The following is a 19,378-nucleotide window of genomic DNA, read 5'->3' as shown; positions in this document are numbered from 1 at the left end:
TAGCGCAATCCCTAGAACTTCGAAAGATCCTGATGCCGCGCCTTGATCTCGCGCACCGTCTGGGAGCTTGAACGCATGACGATGGTGTGCGTCTGGATATAGTCGCGCGCGAACTTCACGCCGGAGAGCATATTGCCATCCGTCACGCCGGTAGCGGCAAAAAGCACGTCGCCCTTGGCCATTTCTTCCAACGAATAGACCTTCTTCGGGTCCGCAATGCCCATCTTCGCGGCACGAGCGATCTTTTCATCGCTATTGAGCTGCAGACGACCCTGCATCTGGCCACCAATGCAACGCAGGGCTGCTGCAGCCAGAACGCCTTCAGGCGCGCCGCCAATACCGATATAGATATCGATGCCGGTTTCGTCCGGATTGGTCGTGTGCATGACACCCGCAACATCCCCATCCCCGATGAGGCGGATCGCGGCGCCGGTCGCCCGCACTTCCTCGATCAAACGCGCATGACGCGGACGGTCCATGATGCAGGCGGTGATTTCGTTTGGCTTCACGCCCTTCGCCTTGGCGACGGACATGATGTTATCCGTTGGGCTGGCGTCAAGGTCCACAACGCCCTTCGAGTAGCCCGGACCAACGGCGATCTTTTCCATGTACACATCAGGCGCGTAAAGCAGGTTGCCCTTCTCGGCAATCGCGATGACAGCGAGCGAGTTCGGCAGGTTCTTGGCACAGATCGTGGTGCCTTCCAGCGGATCGAGCGCGATATCGACGTCCGGCCCCTGCTTGGTGCCGACTTCTTCGCCGATATAAAGCATCGGCGCTTCGTCGCGTTCGCCTTCACCGATAACAACCGTTCCGGCAATGGGAAGACGGTTCAGTTCCTGACGCATGGCATCGACAGCCGCCTGATCGGCAGCCATTTCGTCGCCGCGGCCACGCAGCCTCGCCGCGGCCACCGCTGCACGCTCGGCCACGCGGACCAGTTCGAGAGTGAGAATGCGATCCAGTCCGTGGGGTTGCTGCTCTGCGGTCTTGGCCATTTGAACAAAGTCCTGAATTCGAATTGCGTGGACGCGGCGCATGAAGCCCGCGATTGCCGCCTCTTATAGCGACACTGTGCAAACCTTTTGTCAAAGTCCCCCGCCCCCTGCAAGGGTGAGAAGGCTAAAAACATTGCGCGCTCAAACTCTTAATCGATTTAAGCTATACACGCTTCGTTTCATGTCCGGGCCGGATGTGAACACCCACACCCGGCCCGAAGTTGCAGAAATTGTTAAACAACCAAAAGATGTTGCAGGCAATCAGCTTCCGATTCCGTCAAAGAAAAACTCCGGACTTTCCACTTCGACCAGCCTTTTTCTTTCGATCATCCAGAAACGGTTGCCGACATTGCGAACAAAACTCCGATCGTGCGAGACGATAAGGCTCGCCGCCTCATTGCGAAGCAGTTCCACTTCCAGCGCTTCCTGACCTTCAATATCGAGATGATTGGTCGGCTCATCCAGAATATAGAAGTTCGGATTGGTTAGCCGCAAAACCAGCATGGCAAGTCGCGCCTTCTGCCCGCCGGACAAGCGTTCCAGCGGCTTGGTCTGCATTTCAAGCGTCATGCCCGCACCGGCCAGCAAGGATCGCGTGCGCTGGTCGCCAATATCGAACCTTCTTGCAATCGTCTCGAATGGTGTCCAGTCAGGGCGAAGCTCCGACAAGGCCTGATCGCTATATCCGAGCACCAGCGACGGTGTCGCCTTGATCCCTGCCAGCGCTTGATCCGGCGCAAGAATGGCCTCACGCACCAGCGTTAGCAACCGGGTCTTGCCCATACCGTTGGCGCCCAGCAGAACAATTCGGTCGCCGGGATTGATCCAGAGCTGTTCCGTCTTGAAAAGGAGCCTCCCATCCGGCGTGGCAATATCCGCCTGATCGATAACAACCAGAGCCTTGGCATGGCTGCCCCGGCTATTCAGCATGATCTTGCCGGCAGAGCGCTCCACATGCGCCGCCTTGGCGCTTTCCTCGATCTTGTCGGCCCGCGCCTTCAACTGCTTGGTTTTGACCACGAGCAGATCACTGCCCGAGTTGATGCCGATATTGTTCAGCTTCGTTGCCTGCCTGCGCAATTGCTGGACTGTCTTCATGTCCTTTTCGAACTGCCGGGCATCGGCCGCGTCGATTTCATCGAGCGCAACACGCGCCTGACTGTATGGCAGGGCGAAATTCGGTGACTTTTCGGCCCGCAGAAACAATGTTCGCTTCGTAACCGCATCGAGAAAAGCGCGGTCGTGACTGCTGACGACTACCGCCACCGAGCGCGGCAGCGCATTCAGCCAGTTTTCCAGCAACCGCACTTTTTCAAGGTCCAGATGGTTGGTCGGTTCGTCGAGCAGGAGAACATCGGGTTCTGATACCCATGCCCGCGCCAGAAGTGCAAGTCGTTGCCAGCCGCCGCTCAACTGCCCTATGGGGCGCTGCCGCAGTTCTTCGGTGACGTTCAGGTCATCTAGTACGATATCTGCGCGCCAGCTTTCATAATCGCGCGCCTCGGCGTCGAGCCCATCCAGCACAACCTCGTAAAAACTGCGCCCCAACAGGTTCTGGGGAACGTATTGGTTGACATAGCCGACCTTCACGCCCCGCGACCGCGTGATGGTGCCAAGCGTTGGCTCACCCTCACCGACAAGAAGGCGGAGAAGACTGGTCTTGCCGCGCCCGTTGGCAGCGACGATGCCAAGCCGCTCACCCTCGCCGATGACAAGATCGAGATTGGCGAATAGCGGTTCATGAAGGGTCAGTGAAAGATTCTGGATAGAAACAAGAGACATGGCAATCAGCCCAATTCTGCCACGCACGAATGCCCGGTTTCCGAACCGTGACACGAATAGATGTGCTGGCGAATGTCCGGCAACGGCTCAACGACCGCGCCTTCAGGAAAAGGCAGAATAAGACAGTGGTTCTAGTCTTTTTCCGCCCTGCACAAGTTACTTATGCAGGGCAAAATCGGGGCCGTGCCGACGGTGATGATCATGACGCGTCACATACATCGTACAGCCCTCCTTTTCCTGTTTTGTCTCTTGAAACGAATAAAGCCGGGTCAATTCCGACCCGGCTTTCATAACAAAGGTGAATCCAACCTGCAAGAGAGGTCGCTTTTAGGCTCACCCGGCCCGTTCGATGCGGATCATCTGTGGCTTGTCGACCAGATGGTCGTCTTTCAAGATTGCTTCCAGCGCCTTCTTGACGGCAGATTCAGTCGTCTCATGCGTAACGAGAATGACCGTCTTGATACCCTCGTTGGCGGCACCGTCCATTGGCGGACGCTGGACGATCGATTCCAGAGAGATGTCGTTTTCGGCCATGCGCTTGGCAATGGCCGCAAAGGCGCCGATGCGATCAAGAACCGTCAGGCGGATAAAGTAGCCGCCTGCATGTTTGCGCATCTTGGCGCGCTTGTAAGGCTGCAATGCCTTGGCAGGCGTGCCAAACACAGGACCGTGCTGGAAGCCCGGACGGCTCTTGGCAATATCCGCAACATCGCCGATCACGGCAGATGCTGTCGCATTACCACCTGCTCCCGGACCGGAAAGCAAAAGCTCGCCGAGGAGATCGGTTTCGATTGCCACAGCATTGGTCACGCCGTGAACCTGCGCAATGACCGACGAGGTTGGCACCATGGTCGGATGCACGCGCTGCTCAATGCCGGTATCGGTTTTCTGCGCAACGCCCAGAAGCTTGATGCGATAGCCGAGTTCATCGGCGGCGCGGATATCGGCCAGCGAAATATTGCTGATGCCTTCGAGATAGATATCATCGGCAGCGATCTGCGTGCCGAAGGCAAGACTGGTCAGCAGCGCCAGCTTGTGTGCCGTATCGTTGCCTTCGATATCGAAAGTCGGATCAGCTTCGGCATAGCCCAGACGCTGGGCATCCTTGAGACAGTCCTCGAACGAAATGCCCTCTTCCCACATCCGGGTCAGGATGTAGTTGCAGGTGCCGTTCATGATGCCATAAACGCGCGAAACTGTATTACCGGTCAGCGATTCACGCATTGCCTTGATGACGGGAATGCCGCCCGCAACAGCCGCTTCGAAATTGAGCAGAACACCCTTGTCCTCAGCGATTTTCGCAAGCGCAACGCCATGGCGCGCAAGCAGCGCCTTGTTGGCGGTCACGACATGGCGACCGGCGCGCAGGGCCGCTTCGACGGAAGCCCTGGCCGGACCATCTTCGCCGCCGATCAACTCGACAAAGACATCAATTTGGGCAGTTTTCGCCAGTTCGACCGGATCGTCGAACCAGTCGATGCCGGAAAGGTCGATGCCACGGTCCCTTGTGCGATCACGGGCGCTAACCGCTGTAACCATCACAGGCTTGCCGCACTGGCGCGTGAGCATTTCGGACTTGTCACGCAGGATACGCAACACCGAAGCACCAACGGTGCCGAGGCCGGCAACGCCGATCCGTAATGCATCACTCATTATATCGACCTTCTGTATGGAGTGGCTTAATCGGGTGGGAAGCTACGGGCCGAACCAGCCGGCCCGCAAGCATGAAGAACGCTCTTAACGGCGGCCTTCGAGCGGGATCACATTTTGCAGGTTCTCGTCCGTGGTGGAGAGAAACCGCTTGATGTTACGTGCGGCCTGACGGATGCGGTGCTCGTTTTCGACCAAAGCGATACGCACATATTCGTCGCCGTGTTCGCCAAAACCGACACCTGGCGCAACGGCCACATCAGCTTGTTCAACCAACAGCTTGGAAAATTCGAGCGAACCCAGCGAACGGAAACGTTCCGGGATCGGAACCCAGGCGAACATGGTTGCGGCTGGCGGCGGAACATCCCAGCCCGCACGACCAAAGCTTTCGACCAGCACGTCGCGACGCTGCTTATAGACATTGCGCACATAGGCGATATCCGAACCATCGCCATTCAGCGCCGCCGTCGCAGCAACCTGAATAGGTGTAAACGCGCCATAATCGAGATAGGATTTCACACGGGTGAGAGCTGCGATCAGGCGCTCATTGCCGACCGCAAAGCCCATCCGCCAACCCGGCATGGAGAATGTCTTCGACATAGAGGTAAACTCCACCGCCACGTCCATGGCGCCCGGCACTTCCAGCACCGATGGCGGAGGATTGCCATCGAAATAGATTTCCGAATAGGCAAGGTCCGACAGGATGACGATGTCATGCTTGCGGGCAAATGCGACGACATCCTTGTAGAAATCAAGCGTTGCCACATAGGCTGTCGGGTTGGATGGAAAGTTCAGGATCAGCGCGATCGGCTTCGGGATCGAATGCTTCACGCCGCGTTCCAGTGCCGGAATGAAACTGTCATCCGGCTTGGCCTGAATCGAACGGATCACACCGCCAGACATGATGAAGCCAAAGGAGTGAATCGGATAGGTCGGGTCCGGGCACAGAACCACATCGCCCGGCGCGGTAATGGCCTGCGCCATATTGGCGAAACCTTCCTTGGAACCAAGCGTGGCAACGACCTGCGTATCGGGATTGAGCTTCACACCAAAGCGGCGCGCATAATATTGCGCCTGCGCGCGACGCAGTCCCGGTATTCCCTTCGAGGAGGAATAACGATGTGCACGCGGGTCCTGCACAGCCTCACACAGCTTGTCGACGATATTCTGCGGGGTCGGCAGATCCGGATTCCCCATGCCGAGATCGATAATGTCGGCACCCGCCGCTCGCGCCGATGCCTTCAGACGGTTGACCTGTTCAAAGACATAAGGGGGCAGACGACGGATTTTATGGAATTCTTCCGACATGATCCTGTGTTCCAGTGGAGGGTTGAACGTGATGGCGCGTACGCGCCGCAATGGAGCTATACACCTGTTCTCGAATCGGGTCGAGACGTGTTGCCGCGTCAAACGACGCAGTTTTCGTCTTTAGAGCGCATTCCGAAAAGTGTGAAACGGTTTTCGAATAAGATGCGCGCCAAAAACCGAGGAAGAGGATTTACTCTTCCCCGCTTTCGATCTGTTTCAGGGTAGCGTCCGTTTCCTGCTGTGCCTGCTGACGCAGAGTTGCTGCCTCGGCGGGCGTGAAGCCCGCACCGCCGGTTCTCGACGCCGCCAGACGCGTGCGGTCGGCATCGAGTTTGCTTGTAAGCTGCTGCTTTTCTTCGGCGGTAATCTGCGTGGTCGCAGCCTTCGGCATATGGCCGAATGTCGGGAAAACACCAGTGCGCAAAGCACCTTCCTGCGGGGTGCCCTGAAACTCTTTTCCGCCCGCGCATGCCGTGAGCATAGCCGCCGCTGTTGCTGCCAGCAAAAGATTGGCGATCTGCCGCGTGCGCTTGGTCATGTTTCTGTTCCCGGTTAATGCCGCATAAGATGCTGTTGGCCACAACACCAGACAAAGATAAAGCAATTGCCAAGGGATAGCACCAAGTCGAGGCGTCCTGTCAACAAGTGAGTGATGCAAATCGGAAATTCGCCTCGCACCGAATGCCGACAGCCCCTCGCAGACTATTCCGCCTGACAAATACGATTAGCCAATGTAACCAACGGTTACATAAAGTAATATTTCGTTATTAGCGAATATCCCGCACTGAACGCGAAGTCTTTTAACGCTAAATGCGCATCAATAGTTGCGCTCGGCGATTAAAAAACTTAAAAATTGGTAACCAATTGCCAATCAGGTGATTTGTCCAATACAGCGAAATGACAGTCATAACTCTGAAGTGACTATCATAAGACGCTGATATTTCTGAATTTCTTTCCCGACACAAGCAGTCGGGAGCTGTGGGGACGATAGCCATCAGGGATGATGTCAGCCTCGCACGGGAGAGCCGATCTCCCGAAACCAGGTAGGCTCGAATGCGTTCAAGCCGCCAAACTGGTCAGGGAAATCGAGCTGGAGCAGACTGTTGAAATTTGCGCATTCTACACACCGGACCACCGGCAGGTTTCTTTCAGGTAGCGTGGCTTTGCTTGCGCTTCTTGTCACGTCCTGTACGTCGACCGGTACAGGTCTTGACGGAAAGCCGCTTCAGATGACCTCCGCAACGGGCGGCTCCATGATTGCGGACACATTGCAAAGTGCCGCCGATCAGACTGCTTCCGCCGAGGCGGCGACGACTGCTACTCCTTCGACAGAAGAAAAAAAGACCGAGGCCAAGCCGGGCCAAACAAAACCGGTGACCGTGACCGAAGCAACGAACACCAATACTAAAGAGCAGGCGAAACCGGTCGAGGCTGCAGCAGATGCTGAACAACAGCCGATAGAGGTAGCCGCCATAGCCCCTCAGCAGACAAAAAGCTCATCGCTTTTCGGTATGTTCGGCAGCAAGACCGCTGAACCAGCGCCTGCGCAAGCTGCAGAACAACCAGCGGCAGCCGCTCCAGCCGAAACCGCGAAAAAGCAGCCGGAACCGGCAAAAGAAGAAAAGCCCGCCGAAGCAGCAGAACCAGAACAGACCGCAGCGGCCAAGCCTGCCGAAGCTGAAAAGCCTGTTCAGGTTGCTTCATTGTTCGGGTCAACGAAGAGCGCTTACGCCTCGCCGCAACGCCCAACGGCCTCGCAAGGCAGCATAGCCCGGCTTTTCTCCGACGAATCGGCTGGCACGCGCTCCGACCGAACCGAAAACAAGAAGCTTGCCGTCGCAAAGCCCGTTTCGCCATCTGCGAAGCACGACTATAATTATTCACTGCCCGGCGTCCGTCCTAATGGCGGCGTGGAAATCAAGCATCGCAACAGCCTTTATGACGATAGTGATATTGACGCGAACGAAGACGATGAATTCGCAAACGTAACGCTTGCTTCGGCTCCGGGCCTAGCCCGCCTCGCGCCCAATGGCTTGAAGGTCCAGAGACAGACTGTGGATGTTGCCTGCCTCAAGCCGCAGCTCGTTTCCATGCTGAAAACCATGGAACGGCATTTCCGCCGTCCTGTAATGGTGACCTCGGGCTATCGCAGCCCCTCATATAACCGCAAGGTCAACGGCGCTCGCAAATCGCTGCATATGATCTGCGCCGCCGCAGATATTCAGATCGACGGTGTTTCCAAGTGGGAAGTCGCCCGCTTTGCCCGTTCCATGTCCGGGCGCGGCGGCGTCGGAACCTATTGCCACACGACTTCGGTTCACGTCGATGTCGGCCCGGAACGCGACTGGAACTGGCGCTGCAAGGGCTGAAAAAGAGGCATCCTTGGGATACACGAAAGCCGGATCACGTGATCCGGCTTTTCCTTTTGCTTTTATTTTCAATAGAGTAACGTGGCTTTCCGCATAAGTTTTCCCCATTCCTTCGGCACATTCGTTTTTTTTCAAAAAAGTGTTTTTTGGGGCTTGCGAGTCAGGACCTTCCTGAATATAAGCCCACTCACACCAGCAACAGGCGCCCATCGTCTAGCGGTTAGGACAGCGCCCTTTCACGGCGCAGACAGGGGTTCGATTCCCCTTGGGCGTACCACTTGCTGGTTTTTCTTTTCCCCCTACAATTCAATTGGTTAGTGCTTGTTGTGTGCGGTTTGGCGCTGTCTAAACTTATTCACAGACAGGTGAAAAAGGGGCTTGCATGTCGGAAATTTCCTGACTATAAGCGCCCCACACCAGCAGGCGCCCATCGTCTAGCGGTTAGGACAGCGCCCTTTCACGGCGCAGACAGGGGTTCGATTCCCCTTGGGCGTACCATTGCTGGTTTTTCTTTTCTCTTAGATTTGACGAAATTATTACTGGCTGAATTGCCAGGATGCTGTTACGCGCCGGGCTGCAACCTTTTCGAAAGGACAGCATGATGTCGAAAGCAACAGCAGTCGTTCCCACCGCCCATGCCAGCCGCTACCTTCAGCAGCTCTGCAAACATTGGGCGCACAAATTCGCGGTAGAATTCACACCGGAGCACGGCACAATCGATCTCGGCGAAGGCCGTCTCGTGATTCTTGATGCCGACACGGAAAAACTGACCACAACGGTTGAAACCTCGGAAGAAAACCTCGCCCGTCTCGAAGAGGTGGTGGCAAGTCACGTCGTCCGCTTCGCTTTTCGCGAGGAACTCGTCTTCAACTGGGTAAAACAGTAAAAAAGCGGGCGCGTTTACCCTATCTGTAAAAAGCCCGCAAATTGCCCGGAATAGCCATTATCGCATCACAATCCGGGCAAATTCTCCCGCGAAATTCTTCCCAGCTTTGAACGACTGATTTGATGGGGAAGAATAATGACAAGCGAAACAAGAACCACCCTCACCTTTCTCGGCGCCGGCCTCGTTGCGGCAGCAATGGTCCTCGGTGCGGATATGAGCTGGGCCGACGTCATCAAAGCCTTGTTCTAAGCGCCCGACCGGTTTCACTATTTTCGCGAAACTATCAGAAAATCCTTTCGCAGGCCCGCCGAACTACTTTAAATCGGCGCATGATTTTTCAAACACCTTTGGTTACCGGCAGGCTGGAACGCCGCTACAAAAGATTTCTTGCCGACGTCACACTTGATGACGGGCGCTTTATTACTGCTTCCGTGCCCAACACCGGTTCGATGCTCGGATTGACCGCTCCAGGCTCTCGCGTCTGGCTGAGTGTTTCGGATGCCCCTCACCGCAAATATGCCCATACGCTGCAGATCGTCGAAGCGGATAACACGCTGGTCGGCGTGAACACCGGCTTGCCGAACAGGATCGCCGAAGAAGCAATCCTCAACGGTCTCATTCCGGACCTAACGGGATATGCCAGCCTCAAGCGCGAGCAGAAATATGGCAGGAACTCACGCATCGACCTTTTGCTGGATGACGGTCCTCGCCAGCGAACTTATGTCGAGGTCAAGAACGTGCACTTTATCCGCACTCCCAACCTGGCGGAATTCCCTGATACGGTGACGGCGCGCGGTGCAAAACATCTTGATGAACTGGTCGATGTTGTTGCCGCTGGTCATAGGGGCGTGATGCTGTTTATTATCCAGCGAAACGATTGCAGCAGATTCAGCATTTCCGGCGATCTTGATCCCACCTACGCACGCGCTTTTGAACGTGCGCGTGCAAACGGGGTTGAGGCTTGGGCCGTTCGGTGCCAAATAACGGATAAAAGCATTGACGCCACTGAAGTGGTGCCAATTGAGTAGACCAAGACGGATCGAGTGATGGTAACCTATATCGAAGCGACAAGTGCACCCATGAAATATACGGGCCAGATCAGGCTCTATGGCTCCGAGGCTTTCGAGGGTATGCGCACGGTTTGCAATCTGACGGCACGCTGTCTCGACGCACTCAACGATATCGTCAAACCGGGCGTGACCACCAACGAAATCGACCGTTTCGTTTTCGAGTTCGGCATGGATCACGGCGCGTTTCCGGCAACGCTGAACTATCGCGGCTATACGAAATCAACCTGCACGTCGATCAATCACGTCGTCTGCCATGGCATTCCGAACGACAAGCCGCTGCGCGAGGGCGATATCGTCAATATCGACGTGACTTATCTCCTCGATGGCTGGCATGGCGATTCAAGCCGCATGTATGCGGTAGGCGAAATCAAGCGCGCTTCCGAGCGGCTGCTTGAAGTCACCTATGAAAGCCTTCTGCGCGGGATTGCGGCCGTCAAACCCGGTGTAAAGACCGGGGCTATCGGCGCTGCGATCCAGACTTATGCCGAAGGCGAGCGCTGCTCTGTCGTACGCGATTTCTGCGGCCACGGCGTGGGGCAATTGTTCCATGATGCGCCGAATATCCTCCATTACGGCACGCCGAATGAAGGCGTCGAGATCAAGGAAGGCATGATCTTTACGATCGAGCCGATGATCAATCTCGGCAAGCCGCATGTGAAAGTTCTTGCCGACGGCTGGACGGCGGTTACCAGAGACCGTTCGCTGACAGCACAATATGAGCATACGGTGGGTGTTACGAAGGACGGCTGCGAGATATTCACCCTGTCTCCGGCCAATGTCTTCGGCCCGCCTTCCATGAGATAACGGCGAAGGGATATCGCCTCGGTAATTGTCTGGTCTGTTTTTGCGGGGGTTTAAACAGGATGGCAAAGCACAGGAATGAGCCGGGTAGCAACGAGTTGCCCGGCTTCAGCGACACGCTGCAACTGACGCCGAAGATCGACACGCCGCATTATGCCGGGCATCGTGATCGTCTCAAACAGCGTTTCAGGGATGCCCCTGATGCGCTGGCAGATTATGAACTGCTTGAAATGCTGTTGTTTCGCGCCATTCGCCGCGCCGACACCAAGCCGCTCGCCAAGGCTCTGCTGATGCGGTTCGGCTCGATTGCCGAAGTGTTGGCCGCCCCCGAAAAACTGATCGCTGAAGTTCCCGGCGCGGGTCCCACCGTCGCGCATGAACTCAAGCTCGTGGAAGCCGTCGCCAAACGAAGCGCGCGCAGTACGGTCATGGAACGCGAAGTGCTCGGCTCATGGAACAAGGTGATTGAATATTGCACCGCCGCCATGGCCTACGAGACCCGCGAGCAGTTCCGCATTCTCTTCCTCGACAAGAAGAACAAGCTGATTGCCGATGAAGTTCAGCAGACAGGTACGGTGGACCACACACCTGTCTATCCGCGGGAGGTCGTCAAACGGGCGCTGGAGCTCTCCGCCACCGCCATTATTCTGGTCCACAACCATCCATCTGGCGATCCGACCCCATCTCGGGCAGACATCGACATGACCAAGCAACTCGTCAGTGCGGCCAAGGCGCTCAACATTACGGTGCACGATCATGTCATCGTTGGAAAGCATGGCCATGCCAGCTTCCGCGGACTGGGATTGATTTAGCAAGACTCTCGGGAACATGCAGTTACCGATTATTAAGCATAGCGCGAAGAATGGTTGCGCAATGTATGGAATTCGCTCGAATTTTCTTAAATTTGGTCACAATCAAGGGTGAGACGAAAGCCAGTTCGAAGGCGCCGCCTTCCAATGGCTATAATAAGTTCAGGCATGTTTCCCGCCAGCGTTTGCGGACGGGAAAATCGGAGTAAAAAATGTTGAAGCGTTCTATCACCGCAGCGGCGCTCGGCGCTGCAATCGTTGCTTTTACGGGCTCGGCTTTCGCAGCCGACGTGATGGGAGCAACGGATTATTCCTATAACGATCCAGTTGCCAGCGGCCCGCATGACTGGTCCGGAAACTATGTCGGCGCACAGATCGGCGCTTCTTCGTCCAAGTTCCCCAGCCCCTTCACCAACCGCACCGGCGCTCTTGGCGGTGTTGTCGTCGGCAAGAACATGCAGAGCGGCAATGTCGTGTTCGGTGCAGAACTCGAAGGAAATTTTGCTGAAGCCGAACATCGCATCGGTCATGGTGGCAGCCTTCAGCAATCATGGAACGGCAATGCCAAGGGCAAGGTCGGCTATGCTTTCGACAAGACGCTCGTTTACGGCACTGCCGGTTACGGTGTGACCCGTTTCAAGGCCAAGGACAACACCACCTCGGCTCCGGGCTGGGAAGGTGGCGCATTGGTCGGCGCTGGCGTCGAACAGGCACTGAGTGGCCCGCTTTCCGTCAAGGCTGAATATGACTTCCAGCGCTTCGGCGACGTGAAGTCCCGCGTCAACGGCGTGGAGCAACGCAACAATCTGAAGAACCATTCGATCAAGGCCGGTCTGAACTACAAGTTCTAGACCTGGTGATCCGACGCGAAACTTCATTCTGTTTTCGCATCAAGCAATTCTGCTTTTGCACAAAGGGCTGCGTGTCATAGCGCAGCCCTTTCGTTTTGCATAAATTTATCTTCATTTCACAGTCTGACTACGTCATTCGATGGCTTGACTCCGACAGGCACTAACCGATTATAAATCGGGAGTGGAAGTGCGGGGAACAATAAGAGCGAAAAGCTCAACCACCATATCGGGAGGTTATCTTACCTTGCCGTGTTGTCTCCTCGCGCCTGAACACTTGGATATGTGGTTCTGCCCTCGCAGGCCATGCAGTCAGGAATGAAAGAATGCAGCGCGTTTTTGACGGACATAACGATGTCCTTCTGCGGCTTTGGGAAAATGCCCGTAAGGGCGAAGACCCGATCAAGGAATTTATCGACGGGACGGATATCGGCCATATCGATCTGCCTCGCTCGCGCAAAGGCGGTCTCGCCGGCGGAATATGCGCCATCTACATACCTTCGGGCGAGCATATCGAGCTTGGCAAGCCCGATGCCAACGGTCATTACGAAACGCCGCTTTCTCTTCCGCTGGAACGCAGCCCCTCCCTCGACATCGCTCTCGAAATCACAGCCATCGCGCTGAAGCTGGAAGCCGCAGGAGGCTGGAAGCTCTGCCGCAACGGTCGTGAACTCGATGAAACGCTGAACAGCGAGACATTCGCCGCCGTGCTGCACATGGAAGGCTGCGAAGCAATCGATGCAGATCTGGCCGCGCTTGAAGTTTTTTATGCTGCCGGTTTGCGTTCACTCGGCCCGGTCTGGAGCCGAAACAATGTTTTCGCCCACGGTGTTCCGTTTGCCTATCCGATGAGCCCGGATACCGGCCCCGGCCTGACCGATGCGGGCAAGCGTCTGGTCAAGGCATGCAACACCAAGGGCATTCTGATCGACCTGGCGCATATCACGGAAAAAGGTTTCTGGGATGTGGCCAAACTGAGCGATCAGCCACTGGTCGCCAGCCATTCCAATGCGCATGCCCTCACTCCGGTCGCCCGTAATCTGACCGATCGCCAGCTCGATGCGATCCGCGAGAGCAAGGGCCTAGCAGGGTTGAACTACGCTACAACGATGCTTCGCGCCGACGGCAAGGAAGACGCAAACACGCCGCTTTCCGATGTGGTTCGCCATGTGGATTACATGGTTGAACGTATGGGCATCGACTGTGTGGCGCTTGGATCGGATTATGACGGCGCTACAATTCCAGCCGAAATCGGCGACGCCGCCGGAACCCAAAACCTTGTCGCGGCCTTGCAGAAGGCCGGATATAACGGTGAGGAACTGGCAAAGCTTTGCCGGGGCAACTGGATCAGGGTCCTGAAACAGGCATGGCACGAAGCCTGACATACAGATACAATCCAACAAAATCCCAACAAAAATACAGGAAGGGAACTCAAACATGATGCATTTCGGACGTTTTCGTATTCTGGCCGCCGGTGCAGCGCTTGCGGCCGTACTGGCTGCAAATCCTGCCTGGTCGGCCACGCCTGCCGACACGCTGGTGCAGGCCTGGGCCATCGACGACACCATCACGCTGGACCCGGCAGAGTCCTTCGAACTGAGCCCAGCCGAATTCATCGGTAACGCCTATGACATGCTCGTTCGCCTCGATATCAACGACACGTCGAAAGTCGTGCCCGGCGTCGCCGAAAGCTGGACCGTGTCCGACGACGGCCTCACCTATACGTTCAAGCTGAAGAAGGACATCAAGTTCGCTTCCGGTAACCCGATCACTTCTGCCGATGTGGCTTATTCCTTTGAACGTGCTGTGCGCCTCGACAAGAGCCCGGCCTTCATCCTGACCCAGTTCGGTCTGACCAAGGACAACGTCAACGAAAAGGCAAAAGCCGTGGATGACGAAACCTTCGTCTTCACCGTCGACAAGCCTTATGCACCAAGCTTCGTGCTGAACTGCCTGACCGCGACCGTCGCTGCAGTCGTCGACAAGAAGCTTCTCGAAGAACATGCCGAGAAGGTTACGCCGACCGACGACTACAAATACGACACCGACTATGCCAATGCATGGCTGAAGACCAAGTCGGCAGGCTCGGGACCGTTCACGATCCGCGAATGGCGCGCCAATGAAGTCGTCATTCTGGAACGCAACGACAATTTCTATGGCGAAAAGGCCAAGCTCAAGCGCGTCTTCTATCGTCACGTCAAGGAAAGCGCGACGCAGCGCCTGATGCTTGAATCCGGCGACGTCGATGTGGCTCGCAATCTGGAGCCGGGCGACTATGAAGCCGTTCTGAAGAACGACAAGCTGACCACCGCCAGCGCCGCCAAGGGCACGGTCTATTACATCAGCCTCAACCAGAAGAACGAGAACCTGGCCAAGCCGGAAGTTCGCGAAGCGTTCAAGTATCTGGTCGATTATGATGCAATCGGCTCAACCCTCATCAAGGGTATCGGTGAAATCCGTCAAACCTATCAGGCAAAGGGTGTCCTTGGCGCTCTGGACGCGGCTCCGTACAAGCTCGACGTCGCTAAGGCGAAGGAACTTCTCGCCAAGGCAGGACTGAAAGATGGTCTCTCGGTCACATTCGACGTCCGTAACGGCCAGCCGGTCACCGGCATTGCCGAATCCTTCCAGCAGACTGCTGCTCAGGCTGGCGTGAAGATCGAAATCATCCCCGGCGACGGCAAACAGACGCTGACCAAGTATCGTGCCCGTAACCACGATATGTATATCGGTCAGTGGGGCATGGACTATTGGGATCCGAATTCCAACGCCGAAGCTTTCACCAGCAATCCTGACAACAGCGATGATGCATCGACCAAGACGCTGGCCTGGCGCAACGCCTGGGACATTCCGGAGCTGACCAAGCAGACGCAAGCTGCCCTTCTGGAACGCGACTCCGAAAAGCGTGCCGACATCTACAAGAAGCTTCAGCAGGAAGCTCTCGACCAGAGCCCGTTCGTCATGCTGTTCCAGCAGGTTGAAGTTGCAGGCATTGCCGGTAACGTAAAGGGCTACAAGCTCGGCCCGACATTCGACTCCAACTTCCTGGCCGTCGTCAGCAAGGAATAGTCGGTAACGCCTCAGCGCATGATGACCATCCGTGCGCTGAATCGGCTTTAAAACAAAGAGATGGAGCGGTTTTCTGAATCAATAAAGAAAGCCGCTCCAGAGCATTTTCTGCAAAACTCCAATCCAGGGAATACCGGGAAACGCTCTCATTGTCGGAAGCGGTCAAAACATTGAGTAATATTGAAACCACCAAAAAGGTAAGGCGAGCGCCGCGACGCTCATCAGCCATTGCCGCGTCGATAGCCAGTTTTCTGGTCATCGTCGTCACGACCTATATGGGCCTTCTGGCCGTAACCTTCTTCATCGGCCGCGTGGTGCCGATCGACCCCGTACTGGCAATTGTCGGCGACCGCGCTCCTGCGCATGTCGTCGCCCGTGTGCGGGAAGAAATGGGCTTCAACCTGCCCTACTATCAGCAGTTCTTTCTTTACGTGAAAGGCGTTCTGCAAGGCGATTTCGGTACTTCCGTACTTACGACCAATCCGGTCATGACTGACATCCGTCGCGTCTTCCCCGCCACAATGGAACTCGCCACCGTCGGCACCATCATCGGCGCTTTGTTCGGCATTCCCCTTGGCGTTCTTGCCGCCGTGAAGCGCGGTAGCCTCATCGACCAGATTGTGCGCGTGATCGGCCTCGTCGGCTATTCGGTGCCGATCTTCTGGCTCGGTATGCTTGCGCTCCTGATCTTCTATGCGCGGCTCGGCTGGACCTCCGGTCCCGGACGTATCGACATCACATTCGAATATACGTTCACGCCGATCACCGGTTTCTACCTGATCGATGCAATTCTCCAGCGTGACTGGCCGGCCCTCAAGGATATTATCTCCCACCTTATCCTGCCGTCGGCTTTGCTCGGCTACTTCTCCTTGGCCTATATCAGCCGCATGACCCGTTCCTTCATGCTCAATGAGCTGGAACAGGAATATATCGTTGCTGCGCGCGCCAAAGGCATTTCGGAAACCCGCATCATCTGGGGTCACGCGCTGCGCAATGCCGCCGTTCCACTCGTGACCGTGATTGCGCTTTCCTATGCCGGGCTTCTGGAAGGCTCGGTTCTGACCGAAACCATCTTCTCCTGGCCCGGCCTCGGACTCTACATCACCAATTCACTCCAAAACGCTGATATGAATGCCGTTCTCGGTGGTACCATCGTCATCGGGTCGGTCTTTATCGCGCTCAACCTCGTGTCCGATCTTTTCTACCGGCTTCTCGATCCAAGGACGCGCGTACGATGAGCCAAATGACAGATACTTCCAACCTCTCATGGCGTGAATGGCTGCTCACAGAGCGTCCACAATCACGCACGCAAGCCCGCCTTGGTCGTGCCTACATGGTGTGGCGGCGCTTTACCGCCAACAAGCTGGCCGTTCTCGGTCTTCTGATTATCGTCGGGTTGCTCGTCGTTGCGGCTCTGGCCGATGTGCTGGCACCGCATTCTCCGGTTATCGGCGATCTGGCCAACGCACGTCTTCTGCCGCCGGGGACTCCCGGCTATCTCCTCGGCACCGACGATCAGGGACGCGATATTCTTTCACGCCTGATCTACGGCTCGCGCCTCACCCTTTACGTGGTGCTGCTGGTTGCCATCATCGCCGCGCCTGTCGGCCTTCTGGTCGGCACGGTTGCGGGCTATGCCGGTGGTTGGGTCGATGCGGTATTGATGCGCATCACCGATATTTTCCTGGCCTTCCCGAAGCTCATTCTGGCACTCGCCTTTGTTGCAGCTCTCGGGCCGGGTATCGAGAACGCCATCATCGCCATCGCGATCACGTCATGGCCGCCTTATGCGCGTATTGCGCGCGCGGAAACGCTCACGGTGCGCAACTCGGATTATATCTCCGCCGTTCGCCTGATGGGCGCTTCGCCGATCCGCATCGTCGTGCGCCATATCATGCCGCTCTGCACATCTTCGCTGATCGTGCGTGTGACGCTCGACATGGCAGGTATCATCCTCACCGCTGCGGGTCTTGGCTTTCTCGGCCTCGGCGCACAGCCACCATTGCCGGAATGGGGCGCGATGATCGCATCGGGTCGCCGCTTCATTCTAGACCAGTGGTGGGTTGCCGCTATGCCGGGCATCGCGATCCTGATCGTTAGCCTCGGCTTCAATCTGCTGGGCGATGGCCTGCGCGATGCGCTCGATCCGCGGGGTAATAACCAATGAAGCCTCTTCTGACTGTTGAAGACCTGCGCGTCACCTTCCCGACGCGCACGGGCGCAATCGAGGCCGTGCGCGGTGTCAGCTTTGAGCTTGGCCGCGAACGTCTCGGTATTGTTGGCGAATCCGGTTCGGGCAAATCCCAGACCGGCCGCGCCATCATGGGCCTCACCCCGCTGCACGCGCAGATCACCGCCAAGAAACTCGAGTTTGACGGCATCGATCTCCTCAATATATCGGCTCGCGAACGCCGCGCCTTGCGTGGCGGCCGCATCGCCATGGTGTTGCAGGACCCGAAATATTCGCTCAACCCTGTCATGACCATCGGCAAGCAGATTGCCGAAACGCTGAAGGCCCATGGCAAGTTCAGCGGCGCGGAAATCCGCAGGCGCTCCATCGCCATGCTTGAGGCTGTGCAGATCCGTGATGCGGAACGCGTCATGAAGCTTTATCCTCACGAAGTTTCGGGCGGCATGGGCCAGCGCGTCATGATCGCCATGATGCTGGTGGCAGAGCCGGAAATGCTGATCGCCGACGAACCGACGTCCGCCCTCGACGTGACGGTTCAGCTCGAAGTACTCGGCATTCTGGACAAGCTGGTTGCCGAACGCGGCATGGGGCTGATCTTTGTCAGCCACGACCTGCGCCTCGTTTCTTCCTTCTGCGACCGCGTCATCGTGATGTATGCGGGCAAGATCGTAGAGGAAATTGCGGCGAAGGACCTCGCCAATGCGAAACATCCCTATACGCAAGGATTGCTGAACTGCATGCCGAAAATCGGGGCCGATCGCCATCCCCTGCCAACCTTGCAACGTCAGGAGGCATGGAAATTATGACCGGGGAAGCTATGAGTACGGCATCTGCACTGAGCGTCGACAATATCGACGTTTATTTCGATCATTTCCATGCACTGAAATCGGTAAGTATCGACGTAGCGCGCGGCGAATCCTACGGCCTCGTGGGCGAATCCGGTTCTGGCAAGTCAACCCTGCTGCGCGCCGTTGCCGGGCTGGCGCCCGTCGAAGACGGCGAAATCCGTATCGATGGGCAATTGCTGAAGACACCCCGTGACAAAGCATTCTATCGCAATGTCCAGATGGTGTTTCAGGACCCTTATGGCTCGCTGCATCCTCGGCAGACGGTGGATCGGCTGTTGCTGGAACCGCTTGCCATTCACGGCGTCGGCGACACGGAACAGCGCATCGTGAAGGCGCTCGATGAAGTCGGCCTTGGCTCAGGCTTCCGCTTTCGCTATCCGCACCAGCTTTCAGGCGGCCAGCGCCAGCGTATTGCCATTGCTCGCGCTTTGATCGTTGAGCCCAGCATATTGTTGCTTGACGAACCGACCTCGGCGCTCGACGCATCGGTTCAGGCGGAAGTGTTGAACCTGCTCGAACAGGTTCGGCGCGACCGCAACCTGACCTTTGTCATGGTCAGCCATGATCTTGGCGTTGTCACCCATATGTGCAACCGGCTTGCCGTCATGCGCAATGGCGAGGTCGTGGAACAGTTGCAGGCAAATGATCTTGTCGGTGGCAACATCCATGCCGACTATACGAAGAACCTGATGCAGGCGAGCGAAGGCTTTAGTAGGTAAACAAAAAGGGGACCAGAAGGTCCCCTTTTT

General features: G+C 56.6%; 17 protein-coding genes and 2 tRNA genes. 14 read left to right on the top strand and 5 right to left on the bottom strand.

Annotation, left to right across the window (positions count from 1 at the left end):
• Positions 1–11 precede the first annotated feature (11 nt).
• The 5 genes from glpX to ACYSN1_RS18130 all read right to left on the bottom strand — a co-directional run bounded on the left by glpX (position 12) and on the right by ACYSN1_RS18130 (position 6,276).
• Positions 12–998, bottom strand: a complete 987-nt coding sequence (gene glpX, locus ACYSN1_RS18150; RefSeq protein WP_461726962.1) for a class II fructose-bisphosphatase — start codon at positions 996–998, stop codon at positions 12–14.
• A gap of 261 nt (positions 999–1,259) precedes the next feature.
• A complete protein-coding gene (locus ACYSN1_RS18145; protein WP_461726961.1) occupies positions 1,260–2,780 on the bottom strand; it encodes an ABC-F family ATP-binding cassette domain-containing protein in 1,521 nt (506 codons plus the stop codon).
• 333 nt (positions 2,781–3,113) lie between these two features.
• Positions 3,114–4,433: a homoserine dehydrogenase gene (locus ACYSN1_RS18140; protein WP_461726960.1), complete on the bottom strand. Its 1,320-nt coding sequence runs from the start codon at positions 4,431–4,433 to the stop codon at positions 3,114–3,116.
• Positions 4,434–4,517: 84 nt separating this feature from the next.
• Positions 4,518–5,738 carry an LL-diaminopimelate aminotransferase gene (locus tag ACYSN1_RS18135; protein ID WP_140022213.1) on the bottom strand — a complete coding sequence of 407 codons (1,221 nt, stop codon included), beginning with the start codon at positions 5,736–5,738 and terminating at the stop codon, positions 4,518–4,520.
• 190 nt (positions 5,739–5,928) lie between these two features.
• Entirely contained in the window at positions 5,929–6,276 is a 348-nt protein-coding gene (locus ACYSN1_RS18130) for a hypothetical protein (RefSeq protein ID WP_461726959.1), read from the bottom strand.
• A gap of 565 nt (positions 6,277–6,841) precedes the next feature.
• Here ACYSN1_RS18130 and ACYSN1_RS18125 point away from each other — a divergent pair.
• The 14 genes from ACYSN1_RS18125 to ACYSN1_RS18060 all read left to right on the top strand — a co-directional run bounded on the left by ACYSN1_RS18125 (position 6,842) and on the right by ACYSN1_RS18060 (position 19,348).
• Positions 6,842–8,107 carry a YcbK family protein gene (locus tag ACYSN1_RS18125; RefSeq protein ID WP_461726958.1) on the top strand — a complete coding sequence of 422 codons (1,266 nt, stop codon included), beginning with the start codon at positions 6,842–6,844 and terminating at the stop codon, positions 8,105–8,107.
• A 202-nt stretch (positions 8,108–8,309) separates the two neighbouring features.
• Positions 8,310–8,384, top strand: a tRNA-Glu gene (locus ACYSN1_RS18120).
• Between the two features lie 146 nt (positions 8,385–8,530).
• Positions 8,531–8,605, top strand: a tRNA-Glu gene (locus ACYSN1_RS18115).
• A gap of 103 nt (positions 8,606–8,708) precedes the next feature.
• A complete protein-coding gene (locus ACYSN1_RS18110) occupies positions 8,709–8,993 on the top strand; it encodes a DUF2218 domain-containing protein (protein WP_461726957.1) in 285 nt (94 codons plus the stop codon).
• A 329-nt stretch (positions 8,994–9,322) separates the two neighbouring features.
• On the top strand, positions 9,323–10,021 hold the full coding sequence (gene sfsA / locus ACYSN1_RS18105; RefSeq protein ID WP_461726956.1) for a DNA/RNA nuclease SfsA: 699 nt from the start codon (positions 9,323–9,325) through the stop codon (positions 10,019–10,021).
• An 18-nt stretch (positions 10,022–10,039) separates the two neighbouring features.
• Positions 10,040–10,867, top strand: coding sequence for a type I methionyl aminopeptidase (map, locus tag ACYSN1_RS18100; RefSeq protein ID WP_109988461.1), 828 nt, complete (start codon positions 10,040–10,042; stop codon positions 10,865–10,867).
• A gap of 59 nt (positions 10,868–10,926) precedes the next feature.
• On the top strand, positions 10,927–11,676 hold the full coding sequence (gene radC / locus ACYSN1_RS18095) for a RadC family protein (RefSeq protein ID WP_461726955.1): 750 nt from the start codon (positions 10,927–10,929) through the stop codon (positions 11,674–11,676).
• A gap of 209 nt (positions 11,677–11,885) precedes the next feature.
• The gene (locus ACYSN1_RS18090; protein ID WP_461726954.1) at positions 11,886–12,524 is read left to right on the top strand and encodes an outer membrane protein; all 639 of its coding nucleotides are present in this window, start codon (positions 11,886–11,888) and stop codon (positions 12,522–12,524) included.
• Between the two features lie 323 nt (positions 12,525–12,847).
• Entirely contained in the window at positions 12,848–13,903 is a 1,056-nt protein-coding gene (locus ACYSN1_RS18085; RefSeq protein ID WP_461726953.1) for a dipeptidase, read from the top strand.
• Between the two features lie 55 nt (positions 13,904–13,958).
• Positions 13,959–15,590 carry an ABC transporter substrate-binding protein gene (locus ACYSN1_RS18080; RefSeq protein ID WP_461726952.1) on the top strand — a complete coding sequence of 544 codons (1,632 nt, stop codon included), beginning with the start codon at positions 13,959–13,961 and terminating at the stop codon, positions 15,588–15,590.
• 170 nt (positions 15,591–15,760) lie between these two features.
• Positions 15,761–16,828, top strand: coding sequence for an ABC transporter permease (locus ACYSN1_RS18075; RefSeq protein ID WP_461726951.1), 1,068 nt, complete (start codon positions 15,761–15,763; stop codon positions 16,826–16,828).
• Positions 16,825–17,757 (top strand): ABC transporter permease, encoded by a 933-nt coding sequence (locus ACYSN1_RS18070; protein ID WP_461726950.1) that lies wholly within the window; start codon positions 16,825–16,827, stop codon positions 17,755–17,757. The genes ACYSN1_RS18075 and ACYSN1_RS18070 overlap by 4 nt, the downstream gene beginning before the upstream one ends.
• A complete protein-coding gene (locus ACYSN1_RS18065) occupies positions 17,754–18,587 on the top strand; it encodes an ABC transporter ATP-binding protein (RefSeq protein ID WP_461726949.1) in 834 nt (277 codons plus the stop codon). The genes ACYSN1_RS18070 and ACYSN1_RS18065 overlap by 4 nt, the downstream gene beginning before the upstream one ends.
• On the top strand, positions 18,584–19,348 hold the full coding sequence (locus tag ACYSN1_RS18060; RefSeq protein ID WP_461726948.1) for an ABC transporter ATP-binding protein: 765 nt from the start codon (positions 18,584–18,586) through the stop codon (positions 19,346–19,348). The genes ACYSN1_RS18065 and ACYSN1_RS18060 overlap by 4 nt, the downstream gene beginning before the upstream one ends.
• Positions 19,349–19,378: the final 30 nt, after the last annotated feature.

The organism is Brucella sp. LJL56 (assembly GCF_054871705.1).
Note: the sequence above shows the minus strand (reverse complement) of the source record. Positions and strands in the feature narration are given on the sequence as shown.